Below are 20,896 nucleotides of genomic sequence, written 5' to 3'. Positions count from 1 at the left end.
TCAGGCCCCGGGCATCTGCATGACGCGGCCCGAAGGCAGGCGAACCCACGTGCCCGGCGGCGGCGGTGCCGACGTCGAGGTGGCGTCGAGAGGATTGTCCTGCGATGCACCCGGTGCAGCCGGAGGCGGAGCCGCAGCCGCGCCACCCGATCCCCCCGCAGCAGCGGGGGCACCGAAGGCGCCATTCAGCGCACTGCCCATGCCCGGCGTGCCACCGCGCACGCGCGCGCCGACGCTGCCACCCTGGGTCCAGATGAGATTGCCCTTCTCCGGCGGCGTGTCACCCGGCTTCACCACGACGTTCTGTCCGTCCGGGGTCTGCCAGATCTGCTCACCTCGAGGCTTCGGCGTGGACTCCGCGTCGGAACGGATCTTCGCCGCCTGGATGGTGGCGCCGGCGGAGATACCACTGCGCTTCTCTTCCGAGGCGCGATCCATTGCCTTTTGCTGTGCGTCGAAGGTCTGTTTCTTGTCCTCAAGCTCAGCCTTCGCCTGGTTATCTTGGGCATGCAACTGGCTGTCGGCCGCGAACTGCGCCACCACCTTGTCGTAGTTCGCCTGCGACTGGTACTGGTACTTCATCTGCTCCAGCGCGCGGTCTTCGGCCGCCTTCGCTGCCAGCAGGCGCTGCGAGCGGATCTCCGCCTGTTCCTGCTGCATCTGCTGCTGAAGGCCTCCGAGGAAGCCTTGCGCAGCGCCCATCAACCCGTACCCGACGGCGCGATTCATTGTGCTGCTCCCATGAGGCCACCATCCTGCGGCGCGGCTCCGGGTTGCGCGCCTGCGGGTGCAGCACCAGGCTGACCCTGCGCCTGCGCGAACGGATCGACGCCGTTGCGCTGCCCGATATTCGAGAGCGTCGACTGCGCGTCGTCGAATTCCTGCGGGCTCACCTCCTTCAGTGCTTCCTGCGCCTCTCGCTGAGCGTCGCTTCCGTCCGGCAGGGAGTCCGCGTAGTCGTTCAGCGCTTGCGTGAGGGCCTGCAAGCCCACGGCCTGGGCGTCGAATTGCATGTTCATCGCGGCAGCCATCTTCTCCAGCGATTCGATCAGCTCGGTCGCGACGCCCATCAGCAGATCCATGCTGAAGTCATGCCCAGCCTTGTGGCCCTGGTCCGCACCCTGCTGCACCAACGCGAAGGTGATGTGCCCGATGACCGTGCCCAGCGTGTCCGGCGTGGCCTGCTGGATCTGCCGCTGGATATCGGCCTGTCCCTTCCCCCACACCCAGTCCAGCAGGCCAGCCAGCATCGTTTCGAAGAGTTTGCGTTCGTCCGCCATGGGATCAGTTCCAGTAGATCGGGTTGCCGTTTGCGTCGACCGGGAGGCCCGAATCCATGTCCCAGCCTGCTGCCATGAGCCCACGGTTTCCGTTGGGCGCGGTGCGGTACGCGCTGGCATTCAACTGCGCCGCGGGGTTCGTGTTGTTCGCGCCTCGAATCGGCTGCGTGCCTTGGTCCGGCGAGGTGGCGGGCTGGCCAGTGAGCGTCGTGTTCGGATCGAATGGGCTGGCGACGGCACCGCCGCCGTTGTCATCGCCGCGCGCACCGACACCCCAGTACGACATCGGCTTCTCGCGGTCCCACTGATCGTCGGCAAGCTCCTGCTGCTGCTTGCCCTGCATGTAGCCCGAGATGCCCTGGATGCCTGCGGAAATCAGCGGCGTCGCCAGCTTGCTGTTGAGCATCGTCGACATGAGACCGGGCTGCGATGCCGTCGTCGCCGTTCCGCCGGCAAGGCTCGCTCCGGTAGTGGCACCCGTGCTCGCGCCGATCGCGCCACCCGTACCAGCTGCGCTCGCCGTGGTGCCGGCGAGCGAGCCCGTGGCGCCCGCGTTGGCAAGATAGCCCGCATTCGCGGCCGTCGAGCCCGCGCTGGTATACGTACCAGCCCCGGTCAGCGCGTTGAACGTCCCCGCCCCGCCAGCCGCGCCGCCTGCGGCCGCTCCACCCGCGGAGGCAGCCGCCGGCGCGTACGTCGAGGCCGCAGCGCCGAGGCTCTGCGCGGCCGCACCGGTGCCGAGGGTGAGACCCGCACCACTGGACACGCCGGCCATGACAGGGGCAGAAGCGAACGCACCACCCGCCGTGCTCGCGGTGACGCCGCTGCCGATGCCGACACTTCCGCCGATCGCGGCCGCGCCGGCGACCATCGTGGATCCTGCCGCCGACATGAACCCGGCGAATCCCCCTCCCGCCGTGGCCATGGCGCTACTGAACCCCGCAATGCCCACCGTGGCGATGCCCGCGGTGAACACGATCGCGGCGACGATCAGGATTTGCTTCCAGTACTTTTTTACAAAGCCCGTCGCGCGCTTGAAGTCTTTCTTCACGAAATTCGCGACACCCTTGACTGCTTTCTTCACTGCGCTCACGGCTTCGTCTCCATGGGGATTTTCATCAGGTACATGCCACCGGTGCGCGAGAAACCCTTGCGCTGGTAGAGGTGGTCGACGCGGTCGCCGGGATCGTCCTGCGACACGCTGAGGTCGATGCGGGCGACATGCTTCTTTCGCGCCCATTCGACGAAAGCATCGAGCAGAAGGTCTCCGCCCTGCTCCGCATAGAAGGCGCCGTCCGTGGCGTACTTGCGCGGCGAGAACGGAAACTCGATGGTCATCGCGATCAGGAAGCCGCAAAGGCTTCCGTCGGCGCGCTCGGCGATGAGCACGTCCTGCCCCTTGAGCAGCACGGTGCCCCGGAACATGTCGCGCGTGTGGGCCGCATTGAAGGGAACGTCGCGATAGTTGCTCGCACCGTGAGCGCATCGCCCCAGGATGACGAGGCGGGTCAGATCTTCGAGCCCGGCGAGGCGAACGGAAATCGTCATACGTTCGTGAACACCTGCGGCACGCCCGCATTGAACGTGTTGTTGGTCGCGCTCCACAGGCCCTGGAAGATGGCCTTGGCGTTCTCTGCCGCCTGCTGCTGTTGCGCGGGGGTGAGGTTGGAATTGTTGTAGATCGACGAGAGGATCTGCGACATCTGCTGTTCCCGCTGGAACTGCGAACCAAAGTACTGGTTGGACTGCTGCGCATTGAGATTCTTGTCGAACTGGTACTGCTGCTCGTTGAGCTGCGCCTGGCTCATCAGGCCGCTGTTGATCTGGCCCGCGTTGAACTGGCCCTGCTGATTGGCCTGGCCAGCGTTGAACGCCCCGGCCTGGTTCAGGCTGTTGGCGTTGAACTGGCTGGTGCTGTTCTGCGCGTTGGCGGTGAACTCGTTGGCGCGATTGGTGGCGTCATCGTTCGCCTGCGTCATCTGGTTCTTCTGGCCGGCGTTGAACTGGGAGGCCGTGTTCGTAGCGGTCTGGTTCGCGTCGGCAACCGTTCCGTACCGTGCGGCGTCTGCCTGCGCGATCGGCAGAGCGGCGGCCACGGCCGCGCGCTCCGATGCGCCGGCGGCGATGCTGCTGGTCATCAGGCCGGAGCGTGCAGCCTGCTGCTGGCCCTGCTGGCGGGCCTGCTGGATGTACTTGCTGTCGCCTGCGGTGAGGTCGTTCAGCTGATTGCTGACGAGCTGGTTGCCCTGCACCGTCTGCAGCGTGGGGTCATACGTGGTGCCGGACTTATCGACCTTGGTCGGATCGTAGGTCTGTGCCGTTCCCGTCGTCGCGGTGTAACCGGTGGAGCCCGCGGTGGCGGGGTTGTAGGTCGTGGTCGAGGCCTGGGCCGGTACGAAGCCGGTGTTCGGCGAGGCGGTGGACTTGGCTGCGGCGGTCATCAGGCCGCCCGTGGCCGGAACCGGCGAGGCGGGCTTCGTCGTGGTGGCACCGCCACCACCATAGGTTGCATCTGCGGGGAGCATGGTCAGCCTCGTACATGGCCGCGGGAGTCACCGCGGGGATCAGCGTCCGTGCCGATGGCCTGCAACGTGTGCGGACCTTCGACGTCGGAAAGGGATTCGAATCGCACGGTCACCTCGTACCCCTCGATGGGGGCATCGGCGACGCCACGTGCCGGGAACGTGCCGGCACTGGCCAGCGGGTCGCCGAGGGTGAAGGGGAAGGCCTTGGTGCCATCGGGCACGCCGTAGTTCACGCTCCGGCTCAGCCTGACCTTCGCGTAGCCCTCGGCCTGGCCGAGCACGAACATCCGGTCGAAGCGCTTCAGCATCACGCTGTCGCTGAACGACAGCGGGTTGAGCACGACGTAGGAGAGGTACGGCGCGCCGTCGAAGGTCGTGCCGTGATCCATCTCGAAGACGTAGCCGCGATTGGCGTCCGCGTCGAAGCTGCCGAAGATGCGCTCCCGACCGAGATCGTCGATACCAACGCCCACGGTGGAAATCGGGAACGGCTGGTCCGGCATGTCGGGATCGCCCGCCGTGGCGAAGTACCGTTGCAGCGTGAACTCCGGGGTATCGCCGGAAGCCGCCGTTGGCGTGCCGGTGATGTAGTAGCCATCGCGGAAATACAGGCGGTATTGGTTCTTCGAACGCACCGCGATCGCGCCGACGACCTGCTGCAGCGGCATCGTGCCGTTCGCGACAGCCTGCAACCGTGGTTTCAGCCAGGCCTGCACCTTCATCGACAGATAGGAACGGCTGAGGTCGCCGAACGCTTGAGTGGCGTCCGCTGCGGCGATACCCACGGCATCCGCGACCAGAAGGCGACCGATATCGGCGCCGGTGTATTCGATGCCGCCGCGGTTGTCCGAGACCGTCTGCTGGTCGTAGCTGTCGGCATCGGTGCCGTGGAGGGCGAGCGTCTTCGTCTCGCCGACCACCAGCAGCGCGTCGCCCATCGCCGGCATCAGGTTGGTGAGGTGCTGGCCGATCTCGATGCTGGCCGCGCCATCCTCGCCGCGGAAGTTGAGCGGATCACCGGGCGGGCTGAGGATGTAGGCGCCCTGGTAATAGCCCAGCACCAGCGACGCCCCATGGCGCGCGATATGGCGAGGAAGATCCTGCTGGGGGTCGACCGGGGTGCGAATCCACAAGAGCCGCGAGCCGTCATAGGTGAAGGCAGGCGACGCACCGGAGACACCGTAAACAGCCTCGTAGTCCGCCATGCCGTAGTAGTTCGTGGCCAGGAACCGGTACTGGCTCCGGTTCGCCTGAAGGTCTGGCCAGCCCGGTAGGCGGATCGGCTGGTCCCCGCTGGACACCGTGGCCAGGAGGTCACCGCCGCCAGCCGGCGCCGAGCGGATCTGCATGCCATTGCCGATGGACGGCGCCCAGCTGGCTCCGGGGATATCGAGAACGAGCCACCCCGCCGCGTCACCGTCAACGTAGCTGCCGGTGATGAGCTGCGCGTCGACCAGGTTCACCGGGATGTCGAGCGTGCCGGTCCATACGTAGATCGCCGCGTCGCGCCGGCGGTAGTACACCTGCATCGAGACGCGGTTAATGGCGCCCTGCGGCACGGCATCGACCGCCTGGGTAACGAGACGGAATCCGAAGGCGGCATCCTTCACCGTGCGCGGGGTGAGGTTGTCATTGCCCCAGAGGTCATCCTCACCACCGTAGACCACCTCGGTTTCATCGGTGTCCCACGTCACCTGACGGGCCTTGTTCGTGCTCGTGCCGTCGATGCCGATGAGTTCGGCGATGTAGTCCTCGACCTTGTGGCCCACATCGGCATGGCGCTTGACGCGCACCTCGATGCCCAGAATGGTGGCGGTATCGGGAATCGCAGACAGCTCGCAGCCGGTCACGCGCAACTCGTCGCTGACGTTTCCGGTCAGGGCGGCTCCACTGCCATCATCGGCGGCGACTTCAGCCGTCACGTCGACACCGTCGAGCAAGGCCTTGGAGCCTGCCTTGTAGCCACTCTGCAGCGGTGCCGCGCCGATCCCGATATTGGTGCTGATGAACTGGCCGAACGCGGACGTGCCGGAACTGAACTGCGCCTCGCGCTTGAGGTCGACGGGCTGCCAACCGCTGGCCGTTGCCTTCCACAATCCTGCCGGCGTGCGATACGCGCGCACGCTCAGATCGTCGTTCTCCGGCTGCACGCTCTCGCCGGGGCTGGTCACCGTCGCCTTGCCGTCGCCATAGCTCAGCGGTCCCATCATCGCCGCGGGCAATTCGCCCATGGCGGAGCCGGCCGTATCGAAGCCGAAGTACTGGGACGGGCGCGTGACCTGGTCGCCGGGCCGCGGCGCCACCGTCATGGGCTTGCCGTCCTGGCCAAGGGGCCACAGCACCATGTAGCCGGCGAGGTACGCCTGGCTGGTGTAGTGCACGGCGATCACCACGTACACGCCGCCCGGCATCGTCACCTGGTCGCCGACGCGGAACGGCCACTGCTTCGCCGATTCGAACCAGATCAGCGGGTAGTCACGGATGGCGTACAGGCGGTTCTTGAACCAGAAGACACCGGCCACCGGCGTGTCGGGGTTTCCCGGCACCAATCCGACGAGCGGCCGCGCCGCGTCGGCAAGCGCCTTCCTCGCGGTGTTCACGACCTTCTGCTTGCCCACCGGATCCGGGAGAAGATCCGCCGCGGTTACCAGCGCACTGCCGTCGCGCGACAGGTTGGTGATCGTCGCCGGCAACTCGAGCGGCCACGGGTCGCGGCTGTGACAGAGCATGTAGAGCGCCCAGCCAGCACCGCGCGGACCAGAGGTCACGAAGCCGCTATGCCCCCCAGTGATGACCTCATCACCGGGCAGGAAGCTGCCGCTGACCAACTCCCCCCTCATCCGCACGGAGCGGAATTCGGCGATGCGGAACTGACCGTCGAAACGTTCGAAGCCCGCGATGCGGGTGTAGCCGTCGCGATCGGACACCTCGTAGTTGAGGCAGTCGAGCAGCGTGCCGGGGTTGACCTCCGCCTTCGAGGTGGAAAGGTCAAGCCCTCCCTTGAGCGCGTACGACTGCATCGGTCAGAACCCCAGCTCGGGCAGCTGCTCGCGGTAAAGACGCGCCATCGCCTGGTTCCGTCGGCGCTCCCACTTCTGGTACGACTCCTGCGTCTTCTCCCGCGAGTCAGCGTAGGACATCAGCGCACGCCAGACGATGGCCTGGTGGTGCTGCGGCGGCAGGATGGGTACATCACTGTCCGCCAGCAGCTCGTGCACCGACCGGCGGTAGGCGATGATGATATCGAGCGGTGCGTCCGGCGTCCTGTCGAACCGCAACGCCCCGTCGGGCATCACCGTGAAGTATCCCGGCATGCCCGTGGCCCCCGCCGCCTGCCCGCGCTCGTAGCGGCCGCCGCGCCAGTCCTCCCATTCGATGAACCACACCGGTTGCGAGGCGGAAGGCGCCGTGCCTGTCGGGGCCACCAGGATGTTCCGGTGCCGGAAGTCCGCCGTGAAGGGGCGCAGCGCTTCGTAGTCGTCTGGGAGCAGGAGCGCGTCGACAGTGCGAACCGTGCCGATCGTTACGGTGGCCGATCGCTCCCGGAAGGCCCAATCCCGCTGGTCTTCCTGGATGTCGCGGTACGCGTCCTGTACCCAGTTGATCACCTCGAAGAGGACACCTTCCTGGCCGACCACGGTTTCGGGCGCCGTCCCCGGCGGGTCTTCCCCGATACGGGCGATGCGGTGCACGTCCTTGCACAGTTCCAGGAAGGTCGCCATGGCTTAAGCGTCCGCGTAGATGTCGACGCCGATGAAGGTCAGGAGCTCGTCGCGAATTTCTTCGTCGCTCATCTCCTTCGTGGTGACGTTGGTCTGCGGCCCATGCAGCCACCGCATCACGCGGACGAGGTCGCGGCGGGTCGCCCCGGCGAAATGGCTCGAGGACTTCGCCACCTCCTGCACGTACTCGATCATGGAGCACGGCAGCCCTTCCGTTCCGGGGGTGTCGCCCAGGTCGGAGAACGGGATCACGGGGCGGCGCGTCTCCTTGGTGATGACGCTGCGGCCATCCGCCGAGAGATCCTTGCTCACCTGGATCTCGATCATGTTGCGCAGCGCCTCGTAGTAGGGCCACGGCATGTCCAGCTCGGTATCGAAGTGGAAGTACTTGATCTGGCCTTCCCACGAGATCGGGAAGCCCACGAAGTTCTGGTAGTAGTCCGTCTTGGACAGCCGGACGCGGCGGTAGCGACCGCCCCAGCGGCCGGATGGCCCGAGGTTCGGCGGCGTCGACGACAGCGTGAAACCTGCGGCGGCGGGCTTGGGCGCTGCGGCGGCGATCGCTTCGACGCTCGGAGGCGGCAAGGTGCCTTCGACCGTGCCGATGGCCTCGCGCAGCTTCTTGCGCAGCGTCTCGTTGTTGGTCGTGGGCGCGTACTCGACGCTCAGCATCTCGGCCGCCTTCTTCAGGTCGTCACGCTCGAGGTCGGCGAAGCCGGCGCGCATCCATTCCAGCAGCTGCTTCTTGTCGTTGTCGGTGGGTTGGGTCATGGGAGCCTCGAAAAGAGAGACCCCGCCGAAGCGGGGTCTCGAAGGGTCAGCCGAAGCTGACGGGTGCCGGTCCTACGGCGTTAGGTCGGGTTGGCGGTGACGCCGACTTCGATGCGCTGGATCCACTCTTCCGAGAGGCGCAGCGCCGCGTCGTACCAGGCCGCCGCGATGTACACGCGCTCGTTCGTCGGGTCGGACTTGTCGGGCTGGTCGAGGATGCTGACCTTGACCGCGCCGCGACCGGCCGGGCCGGAGCCGCGCAGGGCGATGCTGCCCAGCGCGTGCTGACCGAAGATCGTCAGCGGGTAGACGTCCACGTTGGTGCCATCGCGCGACTTCATGCCCGTGCTACCCACGGCCGCGCCGGCGCCGTAGAACGGCTCCAGTTCCGGCGAGAGGAAGAACAGGACCGAGCCGAGGGCACCGCGCAGCAGCGGGCTCTTGGCCTCCGCCGGCAGGTTCGACATCTCCGGCACGGTGCGGAAGCCCGGGAGGCGACGCAGGTCCGGCATGAGGTCGGTGTGGCCGAAGGCGAAGTACGCCGGCTCCACGCCCGCCGTACTGACCGCGGTCGACGCGCGGATCATCTGCGTGAAGGTCATCGCCTTGTTCGCTTCCAGCGCACGCGTGGCCACGTCCAGGCGGCCGACGCTGATCGCGCCGTTCACGCCCGCACGGGTGGTCACCGCCGGGCTGTTGTACGACACGGCCGAGCCGGCCTTGGCGGTGTTGTAGCGAACGCGCTCGCGGGTGCGCTGGATCAGGTCGCCCAGCACGTCCGCGGCACCCTTCACGCTGTCCCACACGTCCAGGTCGTAGTTGTAACGCGACTCTTCGAACACCTCCGCGAAGCGGTTGATGGTGGTGTTGTAGTCGTCGTGCGCGAGCGCGCGGGAGGTCGGCGTGACGCCCTCGGCGTTCGGGGTTTCGTTCACCGCCGGGTTCCGCCAGCGGCGGAAGTTGACGGCGTTACCTGCGTTCTTCGGCACCGGCTTCATGTCGGCGGCGAGGTCGAGGCAGATGTGCGGGCCGGCGCGCTCGAGCACCTTGGCTTCGCAATAGATGGGAGCGGACACGCCCGCAATGGGCTGATACTGACGCTGTGCCATGACGGCAATCCTCTAATTAACGGAAATTGGGGTTGTCACCCACAAGCTGCAGGAAGGCGGCATCGTCGTCCGTCAGTGCGGCATCCCGATTCTCGCCCGGCTTGCCGGTGGATTCGGAACCGCGGACGGTAGGAGCCGTGCCACGTTCGAGCGCTTGCGTGCGCCGTTGCTGGATCGCATCGGCGGTGCCGGTCTGGGTAGCCGGCACGGAGGCAGAGACCGCCGCGGGTGCGGCGGCAACACGGTTGCCCTTGTAGAGATTGAGCAGGTGGATCGTGTCGCCGGCGAACATGGATGCGTTGAGCGCCTGGATGCCCGGCGTCTGGCGGTTCAGCCACTCCCAGTAATCGGGACTGGCATGGATTTCGCGCCAATCGGCGTGCTGTTCTTCCAGGGCGCTGACTTCGCGTTCCAGCGCGGCCTGCTGACGTTCGGTCGATAGCGAGCCAAGCTCGGCTCGGGCAGCGTTGAGCTGCCCTTCGAGGGCGGTCACCTTATCCCGCAAAGGATTCACCAGAGCCATAAGCATCTTGGATTCCTCGGGGAACTGATTGGCCCAGTCCTCGAGTCCTTTCAGGGCCTCATCCTTGGCGGCGGACGCGTCCCGTTGCGTCCGCTCGAGCTGCTCCAGTTGCTGGATTCGCGCCGACAGCGCATCGTGCTGCCGGCGCAATTCCGCGTTCTGCCGCTGCGTGGGAGCCATCATCCCGTGCAGCGCCTTGTAATCGTTCTCGAACTTGCGCCGCTCCTTCGACACGTTGTCGAAGGCCTCGCGCACTTCGGGGCTCAGCGACGAGTACCCGGGGAACGGCTCCTCCGCGCCGGTGGCGGCGGCTGGAGTGCCATCGGTGCCAGGCTGGGCAGCCGTGCCATCCCCTGCCCCCTGGCCATCCTGCCCATCGTCGGCGGCCGAGGCGGTGTCACCGCCGGCATCGTCCACCCGCGTATCGGCTCCCTCTTCCGTCACGGTGACATTCGCTGGCGGGCCGCCGGCATTGTTTTCACCGAACAGGGGGTTGCCGGTAGTCATCGCGGCGAACTGCTCGTCTTCGCTGAGGGTCTTGGTTTCGTCGGTCATGGTCTGCTCACGGGGGCTCGATTCCGAAGGCGACTTCGGATTCGGTCGTTGTGGATGTGGCGTTGGGCAGTTCGAGAAGTGCTTTGAGCACCTTGATCTGCGCGCGGAGCGCGAGCGTTTGCTCGTGGTCCGTCGCGTCGCTCTCCAGCGCCGCACGGGCTTTGACCAGGCGGCCGTCGGCCCACCCGGTAACTTCCTTCCAGGTATCGGAACGGATATCGATCTTCATCAGATGCCGGTCCCCGAGACATTGGCGGGATCGACCTTGAGGCTCATCTCCTGCTGGTCCTTCGCGATGGTCGCGGCCTTCAGTCGCGCGTTCATCGTGCCGAGGAACTGCTGGAGGTTGTTGCTGGTCTGGGCGATCTGGAGATCCTTCTCGATCTCGGCGAGCGAGATGTCCTTGTTGGTGGCCAGCTGGGCGGCCATGATTTGCAACTCCATCTGCTTCAGCATCAGGCGCGCACGTCGCTCGTCCGCCTTGTCCTGCAACTCGGCCATGCGCTCCTGGTGGAGCATCGCGCGCTGCTCGGCCGCCTGCTGCTGCTCGATCTGCCACTGCTGTTGCTGTAGTTCGAGCTGCTGCCGCTTCAGGTCGGTCTGGGCTTGTAGGGCCTGCACCTTCGCCTGGTCAGCGGCACCGGCGCCCTGCTGGGCAGCCTGGGCCTGCTGCTGACGGATCTGGTCGGCTTCCTCGTCCGTGCGGAGCAGGACTTCCGACGAGACGTCCGCCGCCTCGAACATCTCGCGGAGGAATTCGCCTTCCTTCAGGTACACGGCGAAGCGCGGGTCGGCGGTGATCTGGGCGATGATCTGGAGGTGCTGGGCCTTGATGTCCTTGTGCAGCAGCACGCTCGTGCCGCGCGCCGACACGGCGAAGTCGCCCTTGATGCTGTCGTCGGTGCCGTGCAGCATTTCCCACACGTAGAACCGCTCGATCATGGGCGAGATGACGTCATCGTCCATAGACTTCGCGCAGCGGCGCTGCACAATATTCGACGCGTTCAGCAGCTGGATGAGGCCGGCTGCAGTAGGCACTGCCTCGTTGGGCTGGCCCTGCGCGATCGACGGAAGCGAGATCTCGTCGTCACCCAGCTTGATGGCGAGGTCGAGAACTTCCATCAGCTGAGGCGCGTTATTCGGGATCGTCTCGGCGCGGAACACCTTGCTGACGTCTTCGACGTCCTCGCTTTCCACCTCCCAGAGCTTCGGCCCTCGGATCTTGTAGACCCCATCCTTGGGCCGGACGATGCCCTTCTTGTAGAACACCTGCGGCCCGCTGCTGACCGCGAGGTTGTGCATCAGCATCAGCCAGATGCTGTCGATGGAGCGCTGCGGATTCCGGTACAGCCAGGGGATGCCGTAGCCGTAGACCGTGTCGTCCGCGCGCTCGTAGCACCAGGTCCAGTACGGCGGTCGACGGTCGGCCTCGAGGACGGACAGCGAGGCGCGGAGCAGTTCACCCTGGGAGAACCAGAGCTCCGCCACCGGGATGGCGTTGACGTCGTCGTGTAGGTCGGCAAGGCCCAGCGCATCGAGCTGTTCCTTGTTCAGGATGACGTGTGCCTCCCACACGGCGTACAGGCCCTCGATCTCTTCCTTGAGGACGCACCGCTGGTTCCACTTCCGCAGGTTGTCGCCCACCTTGCCGAGGTCAGGCGCCTGTTTCAGCAGGAGTTCCGCGGCCGGCTTGTCGATGCCGTCCTGGCCGGCGAGTTCCTTGATCGCTGCCCGGCTCATCAGGTGCAGTTCGAACACCTGCTCGCATTCTTCCATCGTCCGCGCGGCCGCGGGGTAGAAGAACCGGGGATCGACGCGAGCGCACTGCGGCACGCGCTGCTCGGTGACGTCCAGCAAGGCCACCATCTTGCCGGCGGAGTTGCGGCTGAAGCCGAAGCGCTTCCGGCGGACCAGACGGGTGAACGGCCCCTTCATCACGCCCACGCCGATCTTGCAGCCGTCCTCGATCACGCGGCGGCCGTGCTCGGAGTACAGGGAGTCGTCCAGATGGTTCTGGATCTTCTCCCGCATGCCGTCGCATTTGGCCTTGTCGCTATCGGCTGTGGCGGCGCCCGCGGCCACGACCGAGGGGTCTTGCCCCGGAGAGCCCGGCACGGGCATCGCGTTTGGATCGCCACCTGGTGCCGCTTGCGGCGGCTGCCCTGGCATGCCGGGCTGCGGCACGGGCTGTTGCTGCTGGGCCGCGCCGCGCACAGCCTGTCCGATGCGATCGGTAAGCGGCTGAAGATCCCAGTTCCGGTCGTTGGCCGGGAACAGCATGTCGGCGATGCGCGCCGAGGCCATGTTCGTGCGGGCACGCGTCAGGTTCACCTTGGGCTGCGTGTCGCGCTCGCGGTTGTTCCCCTCAGTGGAGTACTCCTTCGACGTCGGAAGCTGAGACTCGCCCTCGTACTGGTTGATGTCGTCGACCCAGCGCTGCTCGACCTCCGCACGGCTGGCAATGATCTTGTCGCGGCTCTTCTCCAACTCCTGGATGAGCGAGCGCGCGGCCACCCGCTGATCGCGAACGAAGCCGATAATCTCGTCGAGAGCCTGGCGCTGCTGCTCAGCAGGCAGTTGCAGCAGCTCCGGATTCTCCTTGACCGTCGCTTTGACGGCGGCTAGTTCGACGGAATCGAGCCCATCGAAGGCGGGGTCAGCGGTAGAGGCCAAAGGTCAATTCCTCGTTCGGCTGCACGGCGGCAACCTGGGGTGTCGTAGCGATCTTCAGGCCGCTCACGACGCCGTAGCGCGTGGCGTCCATCAGGTGGTCATCCTGCTTGCGGATGCGGCCCTGATCGTCGTAGCTGTAGCGGCGGTATTCCTCGAGCCATTTCTGGCAGGTCGAGAACACCTTGAATCGGCCGGTCGCGATGCGGCCCAGGACTTCCTGCAAGCCGGCGTCCACGGACTTCTCGGCAAGGCGCAGCTTCAGGCCTTCCTTCTTGTAGAGCTTGAGGATCTGCTCGCCGTCGCCCTGGTTGATCGCAGCGGCATCGCCGACACCAGGTATCCAGATGCCGCGAGCCTTGATCGCCGTGGCGTGGATCGGAATCTCGACCTCGCCGCGCTTGTACTCGCTGTACAGATAGACAGTGTCCGTGTCCTTGTCGTAGGCCAGCCATACGGCCGCTGTGTTGTACCAGCCACCGTCGAAACCGTAGACGCGCCGATAGTGGTTCGGCAGCGGGATGGGCGGGATGACGAAGTCTTTTTCGTCCACGGTGTAAACCTTGCCTTTGCCGGCGACCGGGGTGCCGTAGCGGCGGGCGTCACGGAGGTAGCCCGGCGTGGCCGCCAGGAGTTCCCGCTTCTCCTGCTCGGTGAGGTGGGGGATGTCGTCCCAGCCGCAGGTGATGAGGCGTTTGGAGCCGCCCTCGGCGAGGGCCTGCTCCCACTTCATGAAGCCGTCGACGACGTCGGTCCAGCCCGACAACGGCGTAAAGGTGAGCGCGATCTTGCCGGCGGTGGTACGGCCGCGCATGACGCACTCGACGTAGATATCGAGCGGCGGTTCCTCGTCGAGCCAGATCCAGGGAATCTCCGTGCCCTGCCAAGCCTTTCGGCCCTGCTCGTAGCTCTTCAGGTTGATGACGGTCCACCCACCATCCTTGTGCCTTACCCGGGCGAAGTCGATCGCGCGGTTGGTGTTCGGCCGGAACCGGATGCCATCGACGTCGATCGCATCGCGCGGGATGAGCCCGGTGCCCAGCAGCTCGGGGTCTTTCGCGACGTTGCCGAACAGCTTCGCCTGCGTGATGTCGCGAACGGTTTCGTTCGTGTCGCCGCCCACCCACATCGGGATCGAGTGGTTGAACTGGTAGCCGGTCCACCAGTCGGGATACCGCCCGGTCGCGTGACAGGCAGTTTCGAAGCCGCCGAGCACCGACTTGCCGACACCGTTGCCGCCCATGAAACACCGCTCGCGCGTGGTCGCGCCGAGGGTGATGAATGACATGTGCTTCGCGTACAACTCCCGCCGGAGCGGCCCGTGGTCCGGGAACATGTACGCCAGCTGGTTGTACCGCTGCTCGGCCTGCAAGAGCTCGAGCAGGCGCGCCGCGGGGTCCGCCATGGGGTCAGGCGGTGCCTCCGCCTCCCGCTGCGATCTGCGCCTGAAGGGCTTCCACCTGGGCGGCCAGCGTCTTCACGGCGCCGATGAGCCGCACCGTGAGCAGTTCGTAGTCCAGGCGCTGGTAACCATCGGCGCCTGACGAGATCAGTTCCGGGATGGCAGCCTGGCTCGCCGCGGTGCCGATCGCCAGGGTTTCCCGCCCGGTCGTCTTATCGAATACACGAAGCGGCGTCAGCGCTTTCACGCACGGGAGGCAGTCCGTCATCTCCCGGAGGTTCGACATCAGGCGTTCATCTGCGATAGGCATGATCGATCAATTCCAGTTAACGCTGAAGTCGACAGCGCCGCTGGTGCGGCCATCGGAGACCGTGACCCGATAAACCGGGCGCAAGCTGTCGGTGTTGGGATTGGCGTTAGTCGCGTGGAAGGTGTACTGGTTTCCGCTTTGCGTGTACCCAATGGTGGAATTCGGGCCGCTCGCACTGCCGCCCACCAGCACGGGACTGCTATAGGTGTAGCTGCCGGTTCCGTCGTGACCGGTCACCGTGACCACGCCGATGACGAATGTGCCCTTGGAGCTTGCGCCACTGCTGATGCTATTTGCAGTAGCCGTGACCGCGACGTAGCGTTGCCACGCGAGCACCCATGCCCCATTGATGCGGCGGTAGATGTTCTGCACATCCGCCCAGGTATTGCCCACGCGCCGGCGGATGATCGTCGGTGCGACCCAGCCGCCGCCGAAGCGCCTACTGAACGTCATGCGTCACCACACCCACAGGTCGCCGTCCTTGATCTTCGGGTCACCGCCCGGATCGGAACCCTGGACGAAGACGAGGCAGCGATTACCGTCGTGGTGGACCACGTAGGCCTTCTGACCCATCGACCATCCACCCACTTTCCACTGGTTATCGGTGTCCAATCCGAAGTACGCACCGAAGACGCCTTCGCGGATAAAACCGATCACTGCCGAAGCGGAGTTGTTGGCGGCGTTGCTGACCTGCAAGGCGACATTTCGGGTATTTCCCGAAGTGTCGATGACCGCTATCGACGGGGGAAGCGGCGACTGCAAGATCGTACCGGGCGAGGTCGTCGAGACTCCCACCTTCACGGGAGTCAGGTTGCCGGTATCCCAAGGGGTCGCCGTTCCGAAGAGGGGTCGCTTTTCCATGGTGACGACGCCAGTCGCGCGATTCACGGACATCGCATTGGCGACAAAGACACCACTGTCGTCGTAGCGCGCGAGGTCGGCCGTGGTATCGCCGAATGCCTGCTGCCACACCATCTTGCCGCCATTGAGCGCCCGAACGTTGCGGCTCCCGCTTGCGGCATCGATCGATACTGGCCCGCTCGTCGTCGCAAGGGAGTTGGCGGTCAGCGCCCCATTCACGGTGAGACCACCCGACAACGTGCCCCCGTCGGTGCTGAGCTTCCCGTTCAGCGCCGCCTGGAGACCGCTGACCATGGCGAAGGTCAGCGCGTTGTCCGCGATCGTTGTATTCAGGGTGAGGTCGAGCGTGCCGTCGAAGGGCACGCCCGATGCGTTGACGACGCCGGTCAGGGAGAAGGTACGCGGCGTGGCCAGCTTCGCTGCGGCGGCGGCGGTGTCGCCGATATCCATTTTGCCCGCCAGAAGTCCAGCGGTAATGCCCTGAAGGGTCGGCGTACCTGCCGTCCACGACTGTGCCGTCGTGCCCTCCTGCGCGCGGGTGACGCCGGTCAATGTCACCTGGTTACCGACGATATTGCGACCGGTGTAGCGCACAATCTCGATCTTCGCCGGTGCGGCTGGCGCGTCCTGCAACACCAGGACGCCCGGCGCGGCCGTGGTTGCCGCCGGCGGATCGCGCAGGGGCGCTGCGGCCTTGGCCAGGACGAGCTGAGTGTCCGCGGCCGTGGCATCGACGGCCAGCACCGACCGGACGAAGTTGTCGAGTGTCGTTGCCATGGGTCGGTTACGCCATCAGGCCCGCGGTCTTGAGCTTGGCCAGCAGCGCGTTGAAGTCGGTGACCAGGCCGGCCACGTCGGTTGCGGTGCTGTTCGCCTGCGTAGCGGCCATTTTCACGAGACCGGCGGCGGCAGTCGTCGCGACGGTCGTCGGTGCGGCGCCGATCGCGGTGCGCGCCGCAGCCGCACTTGCCGAGGTCAAGACGGACTTGCCGGTGGCGGTGGCATCGGTGATGTCGTTGCTCGTGACCGTGCCCGAGCCGCCGCCGGCCGCCACGTCATCGATCAGCTTCTCGAACAGCTGGGTGAGCGCACGCGCCTGGTCGGACGGCAGGCTGTTGAGTCGCAGGGCGACTTCGCTGGGGGTAAGAGCCATGGGGCTACTCCTAGTGGGCGGGGCCACTCGCCACAGTGGCGAACAGCTCGGGATGCTGGGCGGCGAGATTGCGGATCTCGGCTTGACGTTCTTCCGGCGTCATGTCGGCTGCCGGTAGCTGCTGGGACTTGATCGGCCCACCATTCCTGCCGGTCAGCTCGTGGCGGGACACCTGGCCGTATCGTTCGGGCGCTTCGATGGCGCATTGCCACTTCAACGCGTCGACCATGACCCGCGCTGCGCGCGAGTCGATCTTGCCGCGGCGGAGGTCATCCATCACCTCATCCATCGACTCGTACCGCGCATGCGCACGCTCATGCGTGGCGGCCATGTAGGCGACCCGGAAATCCTCGTGCTTCGCCAGCCACTGGAAGATCGCGGCCTTGCTCGGCATGCCTTGCATCGCAGCGATCGCACGCACCGATGCGCCCTCGGATATCAGCGCGCAGACGGCAGCGGAGATTTCCGGGGTGTAGGTGACGTAGGACTCGCCGGCGGGCACGTCCGCCGTGGACTTGCGCGGTGCGCGTGTCGTGGTCTTCGGCGGCGTCTTGGCCGTCTTCTTGGTGGTGGCCTTGGGGGCCTTGCCGCTCTTCTTCGCGGCTGTCTTTCGGGGTGCCATGTCGGTCTCCGGCTGATCCACCCTGCCCGACTCGCGGAAGCGACTCGGTTCGGTGGTTCGGCGGTGCGCCTGGTTGGCGGTGGGAGGGCTACTTCTTGCTCGTGGTGCGTGGCTTCCAGCCACAGAGCCGTGCGCCTGTCTCGTTGTGATCGAGGATCGCCTTGGCGGTCGCGTCGGTCAGCACATCCTTCGTGCTCACGAAGATCGGCTTCCAGGCGCTACAGGGGTCGGAAACGATGACCGGCTTCGGCTCAGTCGCGTGTCCACCCAGCATCGCGCAGCCGACCAGCGGCCGTACCAGCAGGAGCAGCGGCAACGCTCGAAGGAGGCGCATCAGGGAGAGAGGCGGTTTCGGATTCGACGGCATGGCGGACCTCGGCGTTATGCGCCGCAGCCTGCGCCACGGCAGCGTTGGTTTCGGCCTGCTCCGCACGCTGCTGAAGCTGCGCGGTCTTGGTGGCCTCGCTCGAACCACTGCGACGGCCGAAGAAGTAGGCAGCAGCGGCCGCGGCGATCGTGGCGAGTATCGCCAGCGCCCAGTCCTTGCCGCTGCGCAGGAGGGACAGCAACCAAGTCATGCCGAAGCGGCCTTGCGACGGTCAATGAACACGTCGAAGAAACAGGCACCCCAGCGGGTATACACCCACAAGCGGTAACCGGTGCTCGGTGCCCAGACCTGAAGACGCAGCGCCTTGCACGCCAGTTGCCGCCACCATGGCCATGTCTGCGGCCCGTGCAGCGGGCGCAGATCGGAGCGGAAATGGGCGAAGGAGGCGAAGAAGCGGACGCGGGCGACCTTGATGTGCATGTCAGGCTCCCGCCTGGTCGGTGTCGTCGATACGCTGGGCCTTGTCCTGGTCCCAGGCGACGAGCATGGCGCCGACGAGCACGGCAGCGATTTCAGCCACCTGGCCGGCGGTCGAGTCCGTGATGGTCAGGCCGAAGATGGCGGCAACCTTCACTACGAGCCCGATGTAGGTCGTGGGCTGACGCAGGCGCAGCAGCAACCACGGCAGCAGGGCACGCCAGAAGGCACACAGCCGGAGCTTCATGAGGGTCAGGTTCACTTCGTCCACTCCCGGAGGGGCTGCTTGTCGGCCTTCTGGTCGAGCTTCCCCTCGATACGCTCGAGGCGCCCGACGATCTCGGTGCGCATGTTCTGCACGGCGCCGGCATCCTCGGCGCGGCGCTGCTTCAGCATGTCGACGTCGGAGCGCAGCTGCACGATGTCGGTCTTGTTCTGGCCCGACTGGGCGAGGGCTTGGCTTACCTGCGCGGCGGATGCGTCGATGCTGAAGACGCGCCAGGCCATGCTGCCGACAACCGTAAGCAAGGTGATCGTCGCGGTGGCCGCCGAAACGATGTTGCCCAGCGTCCACTGATTGTCGATGACGGGCCGATTCATGCCGCAGCTTCCCTCTGCACGGCGCTGACGGCGATGTCGTAGTTGTGCATGAACTTCCCGGCCAGGATGGTCCGTGTTGCCGCGTTCCCGCGCGTGTAGGCGCCCGGACGCCAGTTGCGCAGGTAGTAGTTCCACATGCCCTCGGCATAGCCCAGGTTCGGCAACGGCGCGGGATCGCTGTACAGCAGCAACCGGGCGAACCCACAAGCCAGGAGGTCATCCCCAGCCAGCGCCAGATACGCGCTGCGTTCGGTCTTCGGCACGCCGCGGCGAGCCAGCAGCTGCCCCGCGAGCTTGGCCGTGGCCTGATGAGTCATCACCCCATGCACGCCGCCACCCTGCTCGAACATCCAGGGACCACGCGCCGGGCCGCTGATCTGCTGGCGATAGGCGATCTGCCCGTCCTTGCCGCCCTCCTGCAGCCCGATGGCCAGGATCGCAACGGCAACCCGGTCATCCCACGGGACGCCGGGCAACAGCGCGCTGGTCGGGTCGATGATCTTGGCCAGCGCGTCGGCCGGACTGATGGGAAGCGGGATGGGCATGGCGAGCAATTGCTCCAACGAAAAAGCCCCGCTCGATGGCGGGGCCTTCAAATGCCAACGGCCGCGCAAGGCGGCCGCTGGAGTTAGTTCTGGATGGTGGGGAATTTAACTGCTTTTCCAGTCCCGTCAAGATGACTACCGCGCGCGAGATGGTCTACACATCGGCGGCGCTTATCCGGGCCCACAGGTAGATGCCCAGATAGACCCCACCGATGATAAGCGCCATCCCCTTAGCCCAGTAAAAGATGAGGCCAGTCCAGTTGATGAAGGGCGGAGCATCGAATATGGCGGCTGGAGACGCCGGATTGATGCCCTGCCCCTGGAGATCCTTTTCCTTGTTGCGTCCGTAGATACCCCAGATCGCCGAGCACGAGAGGTAGTGCAGGAAATCCAGCGCCAGCGATCCACAGAAGAACCCCAAGGCGATCAGGAGCAACTTCGGGAAGGCCAGGACGCGCGAATCTCCATGCAGCAACCACACGACAGCGATACCTCCCAGCGCCAACTGGCGACCGACGTCACCCGCTTTGCCTGTGTGGTAGTCGTAGCAACCACGGACTTCCTTCAGATCCATGCGTTACGGCCTCGGCGGGCCTTTCGGACCGGTGCTGCCGGTGCCAGGTGCCCGGGTTCCGGGATTGCTGGGCCTGTGATCCGGTGTGGGCCGGGGGGTTGGCGTGGGACGCGGAGTTGGTGTGGGGCGCGGGGACGGTGTTGTCGGCCGGGGCTTATCAGACATCCTTTCTTCCTCCTGTTGGTGATGACGCCAGCCGAAGATGCCACTGCCCCGGGGGGCTGGCAAGTTTCCGGACTAGGCAGCCTTCGTCCGGGTCAACGCCCCGAGGAACTTCTCTTCCGCGTCCCCACACAGGCTATCCAGCCAGCCGCCAGCGGACCGCATGGCGTCGTCCAGTCGCTCCCGGCGGACACACAGCAGCCAGGCGTACTCGGCCACCTCGTGCTGGGTCATCTGCGCCCCGGCCAGCCGGCGAACCGCAAGGGCTGCGCCCATACGCAGGACGGCGACCTCGTGCGGCGGCAGCTTCGCCTTGGCCCCCTTGGCATCCTCCCGGACCTTGTGGTCCCACGCACGGCGCAGGGTACGCTCGTGCATCAGCGTGGAGGCGTACCGGGTTTCCAGCGCGGCCACGGCCACCGCCCCCACCTTCCGCTGCGCCATACCCAGGGCCATCTTGATGTCCGCGTCCGAATCGCATGCCAGCGATCGCGGTGCGAAGCCCTGCCGGAAATCCTTGTAGGTGGTCTTGCCCTCCATCTGGGCAATCTTCTCGAGCTTCGCGTTCATCGTAGGGGCCTCGGTATGGTTCGTGCCCGGCTCTTCGGCCGGACCTCTTGCAGGTAGTGAGTCAGGTGCCAGCCGTGGCAGTGGTCGCAGCGGTACGGGCGGACGCGGTGCCCGCGGCGCTTCGTGCCGACCACGGC

General features: G+C 66.0%; 25 protein-coding genes. All 25 read right to left on the bottom strand.

Annotated elements, in window-relative coordinates; all coding sequences use genetic code 11:
• The 25 genes from GAK28_RS03175 to GAK28_RS03055 all read right to left on the bottom strand — a co-directional run bounded on the left by GAK28_RS03175 (position 1) and on the right by GAK28_RS03055 (position 20,759).
• A complete protein-coding gene (locus tag GAK28_RS03175) occupies positions 1-729 on the bottom strand; it encodes a hypothetical protein (protein ID WP_291775010.1) in 729 nt (242 codons plus the stop codon).
• On the bottom strand, positions 726-1,280 hold the full coding sequence (locus GAK28_RS03170; protein WP_291775007.1) for a hypothetical protein: 555 nt from the start codon (positions 1,278-1,280) through the stop codon (positions 726-728). Before GAK28_RS03170 ends, GAK28_RS03175 begins: the two co-directional genes overlap by 4 nt.
• Before the next feature lie 4 nt (positions 1,281-1,284).
• Complete coding sequence (locus GAK28_RS03165; protein ID WP_291775004.1) at positions 1,285-2,373, bottom strand: hypothetical protein; 1,089 nt, start codon at positions 2,371-2,373, stop codon at positions 1,285-1,287.
• Positions 2,370-2,828, bottom strand: coding sequence for a hypothetical protein (locus GAK28_RS03160; RefSeq protein WP_291775002.1), 459 nt, complete (start codon positions 2,826-2,828; stop codon positions 2,370-2,372). The genes GAK28_RS03165 and GAK28_RS03160 overlap by 4 nt, the downstream gene beginning before the upstream one ends.
• Positions 2,825-3,805: a hypothetical protein gene (locus GAK28_RS03155; protein WP_291774999.1), complete on the bottom strand. Its 981-nt coding sequence runs from the start codon at positions 3,803-3,805 to the stop codon at positions 2,825-2,827. The genes GAK28_RS03160 and GAK28_RS03155 overlap by 4 nt, the downstream gene beginning before the upstream one ends.
• A gap of 2 nt (positions 3,806-3,807) precedes the next feature.
• Positions 3,808-6,825, bottom strand: a complete 3,018-nt coding sequence (locus GAK28_RS03150; RefSeq protein WP_291774996.1) for a hypothetical protein — start codon at positions 6,823-6,825, stop codon at positions 3,808-3,810.
• A 3-nt stretch (positions 6,826-6,828) separates the two neighbouring features.
• A complete protein-coding gene (locus GAK28_RS03145; RefSeq protein ID WP_291774994.1) occupies positions 6,829-7,527 on the bottom strand; it encodes a hypothetical protein in 699 nt (232 codons plus the stop codon).
• Between the two features lie 3 nt (positions 7,528-7,530).
• The gene (locus tag GAK28_RS03140) at positions 7,531-8,298 is read right to left on the bottom strand and encodes a hypothetical protein (RefSeq protein ID WP_291774991.1); all 768 of its coding nucleotides are present in this window, start codon (positions 8,296-8,298) and stop codon (positions 7,531-7,533) included.
• 80 nt (positions 8,299-8,378) lie between these two features.
• Positions 8,379-9,407 carry a N4-gp56 family major capsid protein gene (locus tag GAK28_RS03135; protein ID WP_291774988.1) on the bottom strand — a complete coding sequence of 343 codons (1,029 nt, stop codon included), beginning with the start codon at positions 9,405-9,407 and terminating at the stop codon, positions 8,379-8,381.
• A gap of 16 nt (positions 9,408-9,423) precedes the next feature.
• On the bottom strand, positions 9,424-10,485 hold the full coding sequence (locus GAK28_RS03130) for a hypothetical protein (protein ID WP_291774985.1): 1,062 nt from the start codon (positions 10,483-10,485) through the stop codon (positions 9,424-9,426).
• Positions 10,486-10,492: 7 nt separating this feature from the next.
• Positions 10,493-10,714, bottom strand: coding sequence for a hypothetical protein (locus GAK28_RS03125; RefSeq protein ID WP_291774982.1), 222 nt, complete (start codon positions 10,712-10,714; stop codon positions 10,493-10,495).
• Positions 10,714-13,158: a hypothetical protein gene (locus GAK28_RS03120; protein ID WP_291774979.1), complete on the bottom strand. Its 2,445-nt coding sequence runs from the start codon at positions 13,156-13,158 to the stop codon at positions 10,714-10,716. Before GAK28_RS03120 ends, GAK28_RS03125 begins: the two co-directional genes overlap by 1 nt.
• Positions 13,142-14,560 (bottom strand): terminase family protein, encoded by a 1,419-nt coding sequence (locus GAK28_RS03115; RefSeq protein ID WP_291774976.1) that lies wholly within the window; start codon positions 14,558-14,560, stop codon positions 13,142-13,144. The genes GAK28_RS03120 and GAK28_RS03115 overlap by 17 nt, the downstream gene beginning before the upstream one ends.
• A 4-nt stretch (positions 14,561-14,564) precedes the next feature.
• Positions 14,565-14,867, bottom strand: a complete 303-nt coding sequence (locus GAK28_RS03110; RefSeq protein ID WP_291774973.1) for a hypothetical protein — start codon at positions 14,865-14,867, stop codon at positions 14,565-14,567.
• A gap of 6 nt (positions 14,868-14,873) precedes the next feature.
• Entirely contained in the window at positions 14,874-15,320 is a 447-nt protein-coding gene (locus GAK28_RS03105; RefSeq protein ID WP_291774970.1) for a hypothetical protein, read from the bottom strand.
• 3 nt (positions 15,321-15,323) lie between these two features.
• Positions 15,324-16,505: a hypothetical protein gene (locus GAK28_RS03100; protein WP_291774967.1), complete on the bottom strand. Its 1,182-nt coding sequence runs from the start codon at positions 16,503-16,505 to the stop codon at positions 15,324-15,326.
• A gap of 7 nt (positions 16,506-16,512) precedes the next feature.
• Positions 16,513-16,881, bottom strand: coding sequence for a head fiber protein (locus GAK28_RS03095; RefSeq protein WP_291774964.1), 369 nt, complete (start codon positions 16,879-16,881; stop codon positions 16,513-16,515).
• Positions 16,882-16,891: 10 nt separating this feature from the next.
• Positions 16,892-17,503 (bottom strand): hypothetical protein, encoded by a 612-nt coding sequence (locus tag GAK28_RS03090; RefSeq protein WP_291774960.1) that lies wholly within the window; start codon positions 17,501-17,503, stop codon positions 16,892-16,894.
• Between the two features lie 251 nt (positions 17,504-17,754).
• A complete protein-coding gene (locus GAK28_RS03085; RefSeq protein WP_291774958.1) occupies positions 17,755-18,081 on the bottom strand; it encodes a hypothetical protein in 327 nt (108 codons plus the stop codon).
• Positions 18,078-18,311 carry a hypothetical protein gene (locus GAK28_RS03080; protein ID WP_291774957.1) on the bottom strand — a complete coding sequence of 78 codons (234 nt, stop codon included), beginning with the start codon at positions 18,309-18,311 and terminating at the stop codon, positions 18,078-18,080. The genes GAK28_RS03085 and GAK28_RS03080 overlap by 4 nt, the downstream gene beginning before the upstream one ends.
• 1 nt (position 18,312) lies before the next feature.
• Entirely contained in the window at positions 18,313-18,570 is a 258-nt protein-coding gene (locus tag GAK28_RS03075; RefSeq protein WP_291774955.1) for a hypothetical protein, read from the bottom strand.
• Complete coding sequence (locus GAK28_RS03070; RefSeq protein WP_291774953.1) at positions 18,567-18,908, bottom strand: hypothetical protein; 342 nt, start codon at positions 18,906-18,908, stop codon at positions 18,567-18,569. Before GAK28_RS03070 ends, GAK28_RS03075 begins: the two co-directional genes overlap by 4 nt.
• Positions 18,905-19,453, bottom strand: a complete 549-nt coding sequence (locus tag GAK28_RS03065) for a hypothetical protein (protein ID WP_291774951.1) — start codon at positions 19,451-19,453, stop codon at positions 18,905-18,907. The genes GAK28_RS03070 and GAK28_RS03065 overlap by 4 nt, the downstream gene beginning before the upstream one ends.
• Positions 19,454-19,607: 154 nt before the next feature.
• Entirely contained in the window at positions 19,608-20,027 is a 420-nt protein-coding gene (locus GAK28_RS03060) for a hypothetical protein (RefSeq protein WP_291774949.1), read from the bottom strand.
• A 237-nt stretch (positions 20,028-20,264) separates the two neighbouring features.
• Positions 20,265-20,759, bottom strand: coding sequence for a hypothetical protein (locus GAK28_RS03055; RefSeq protein WP_291774947.1), 495 nt, complete (start codon positions 20,757-20,759; stop codon positions 20,265-20,267).
• Between the last annotated feature and the right edge of the window lie 137 nt (positions 20,760-20,896).

This window comes from Luteibacter sp. (assembly GCF_009912395.1).
Classification (GTDB): Bacteria; Pseudomonadota; Gammaproteobacteria; order Xanthomonadales; family Rhodanobacteraceae; genus Luteibacter.
This window is presented reverse-complemented; position numbering and strand designations above follow the sequence as displayed.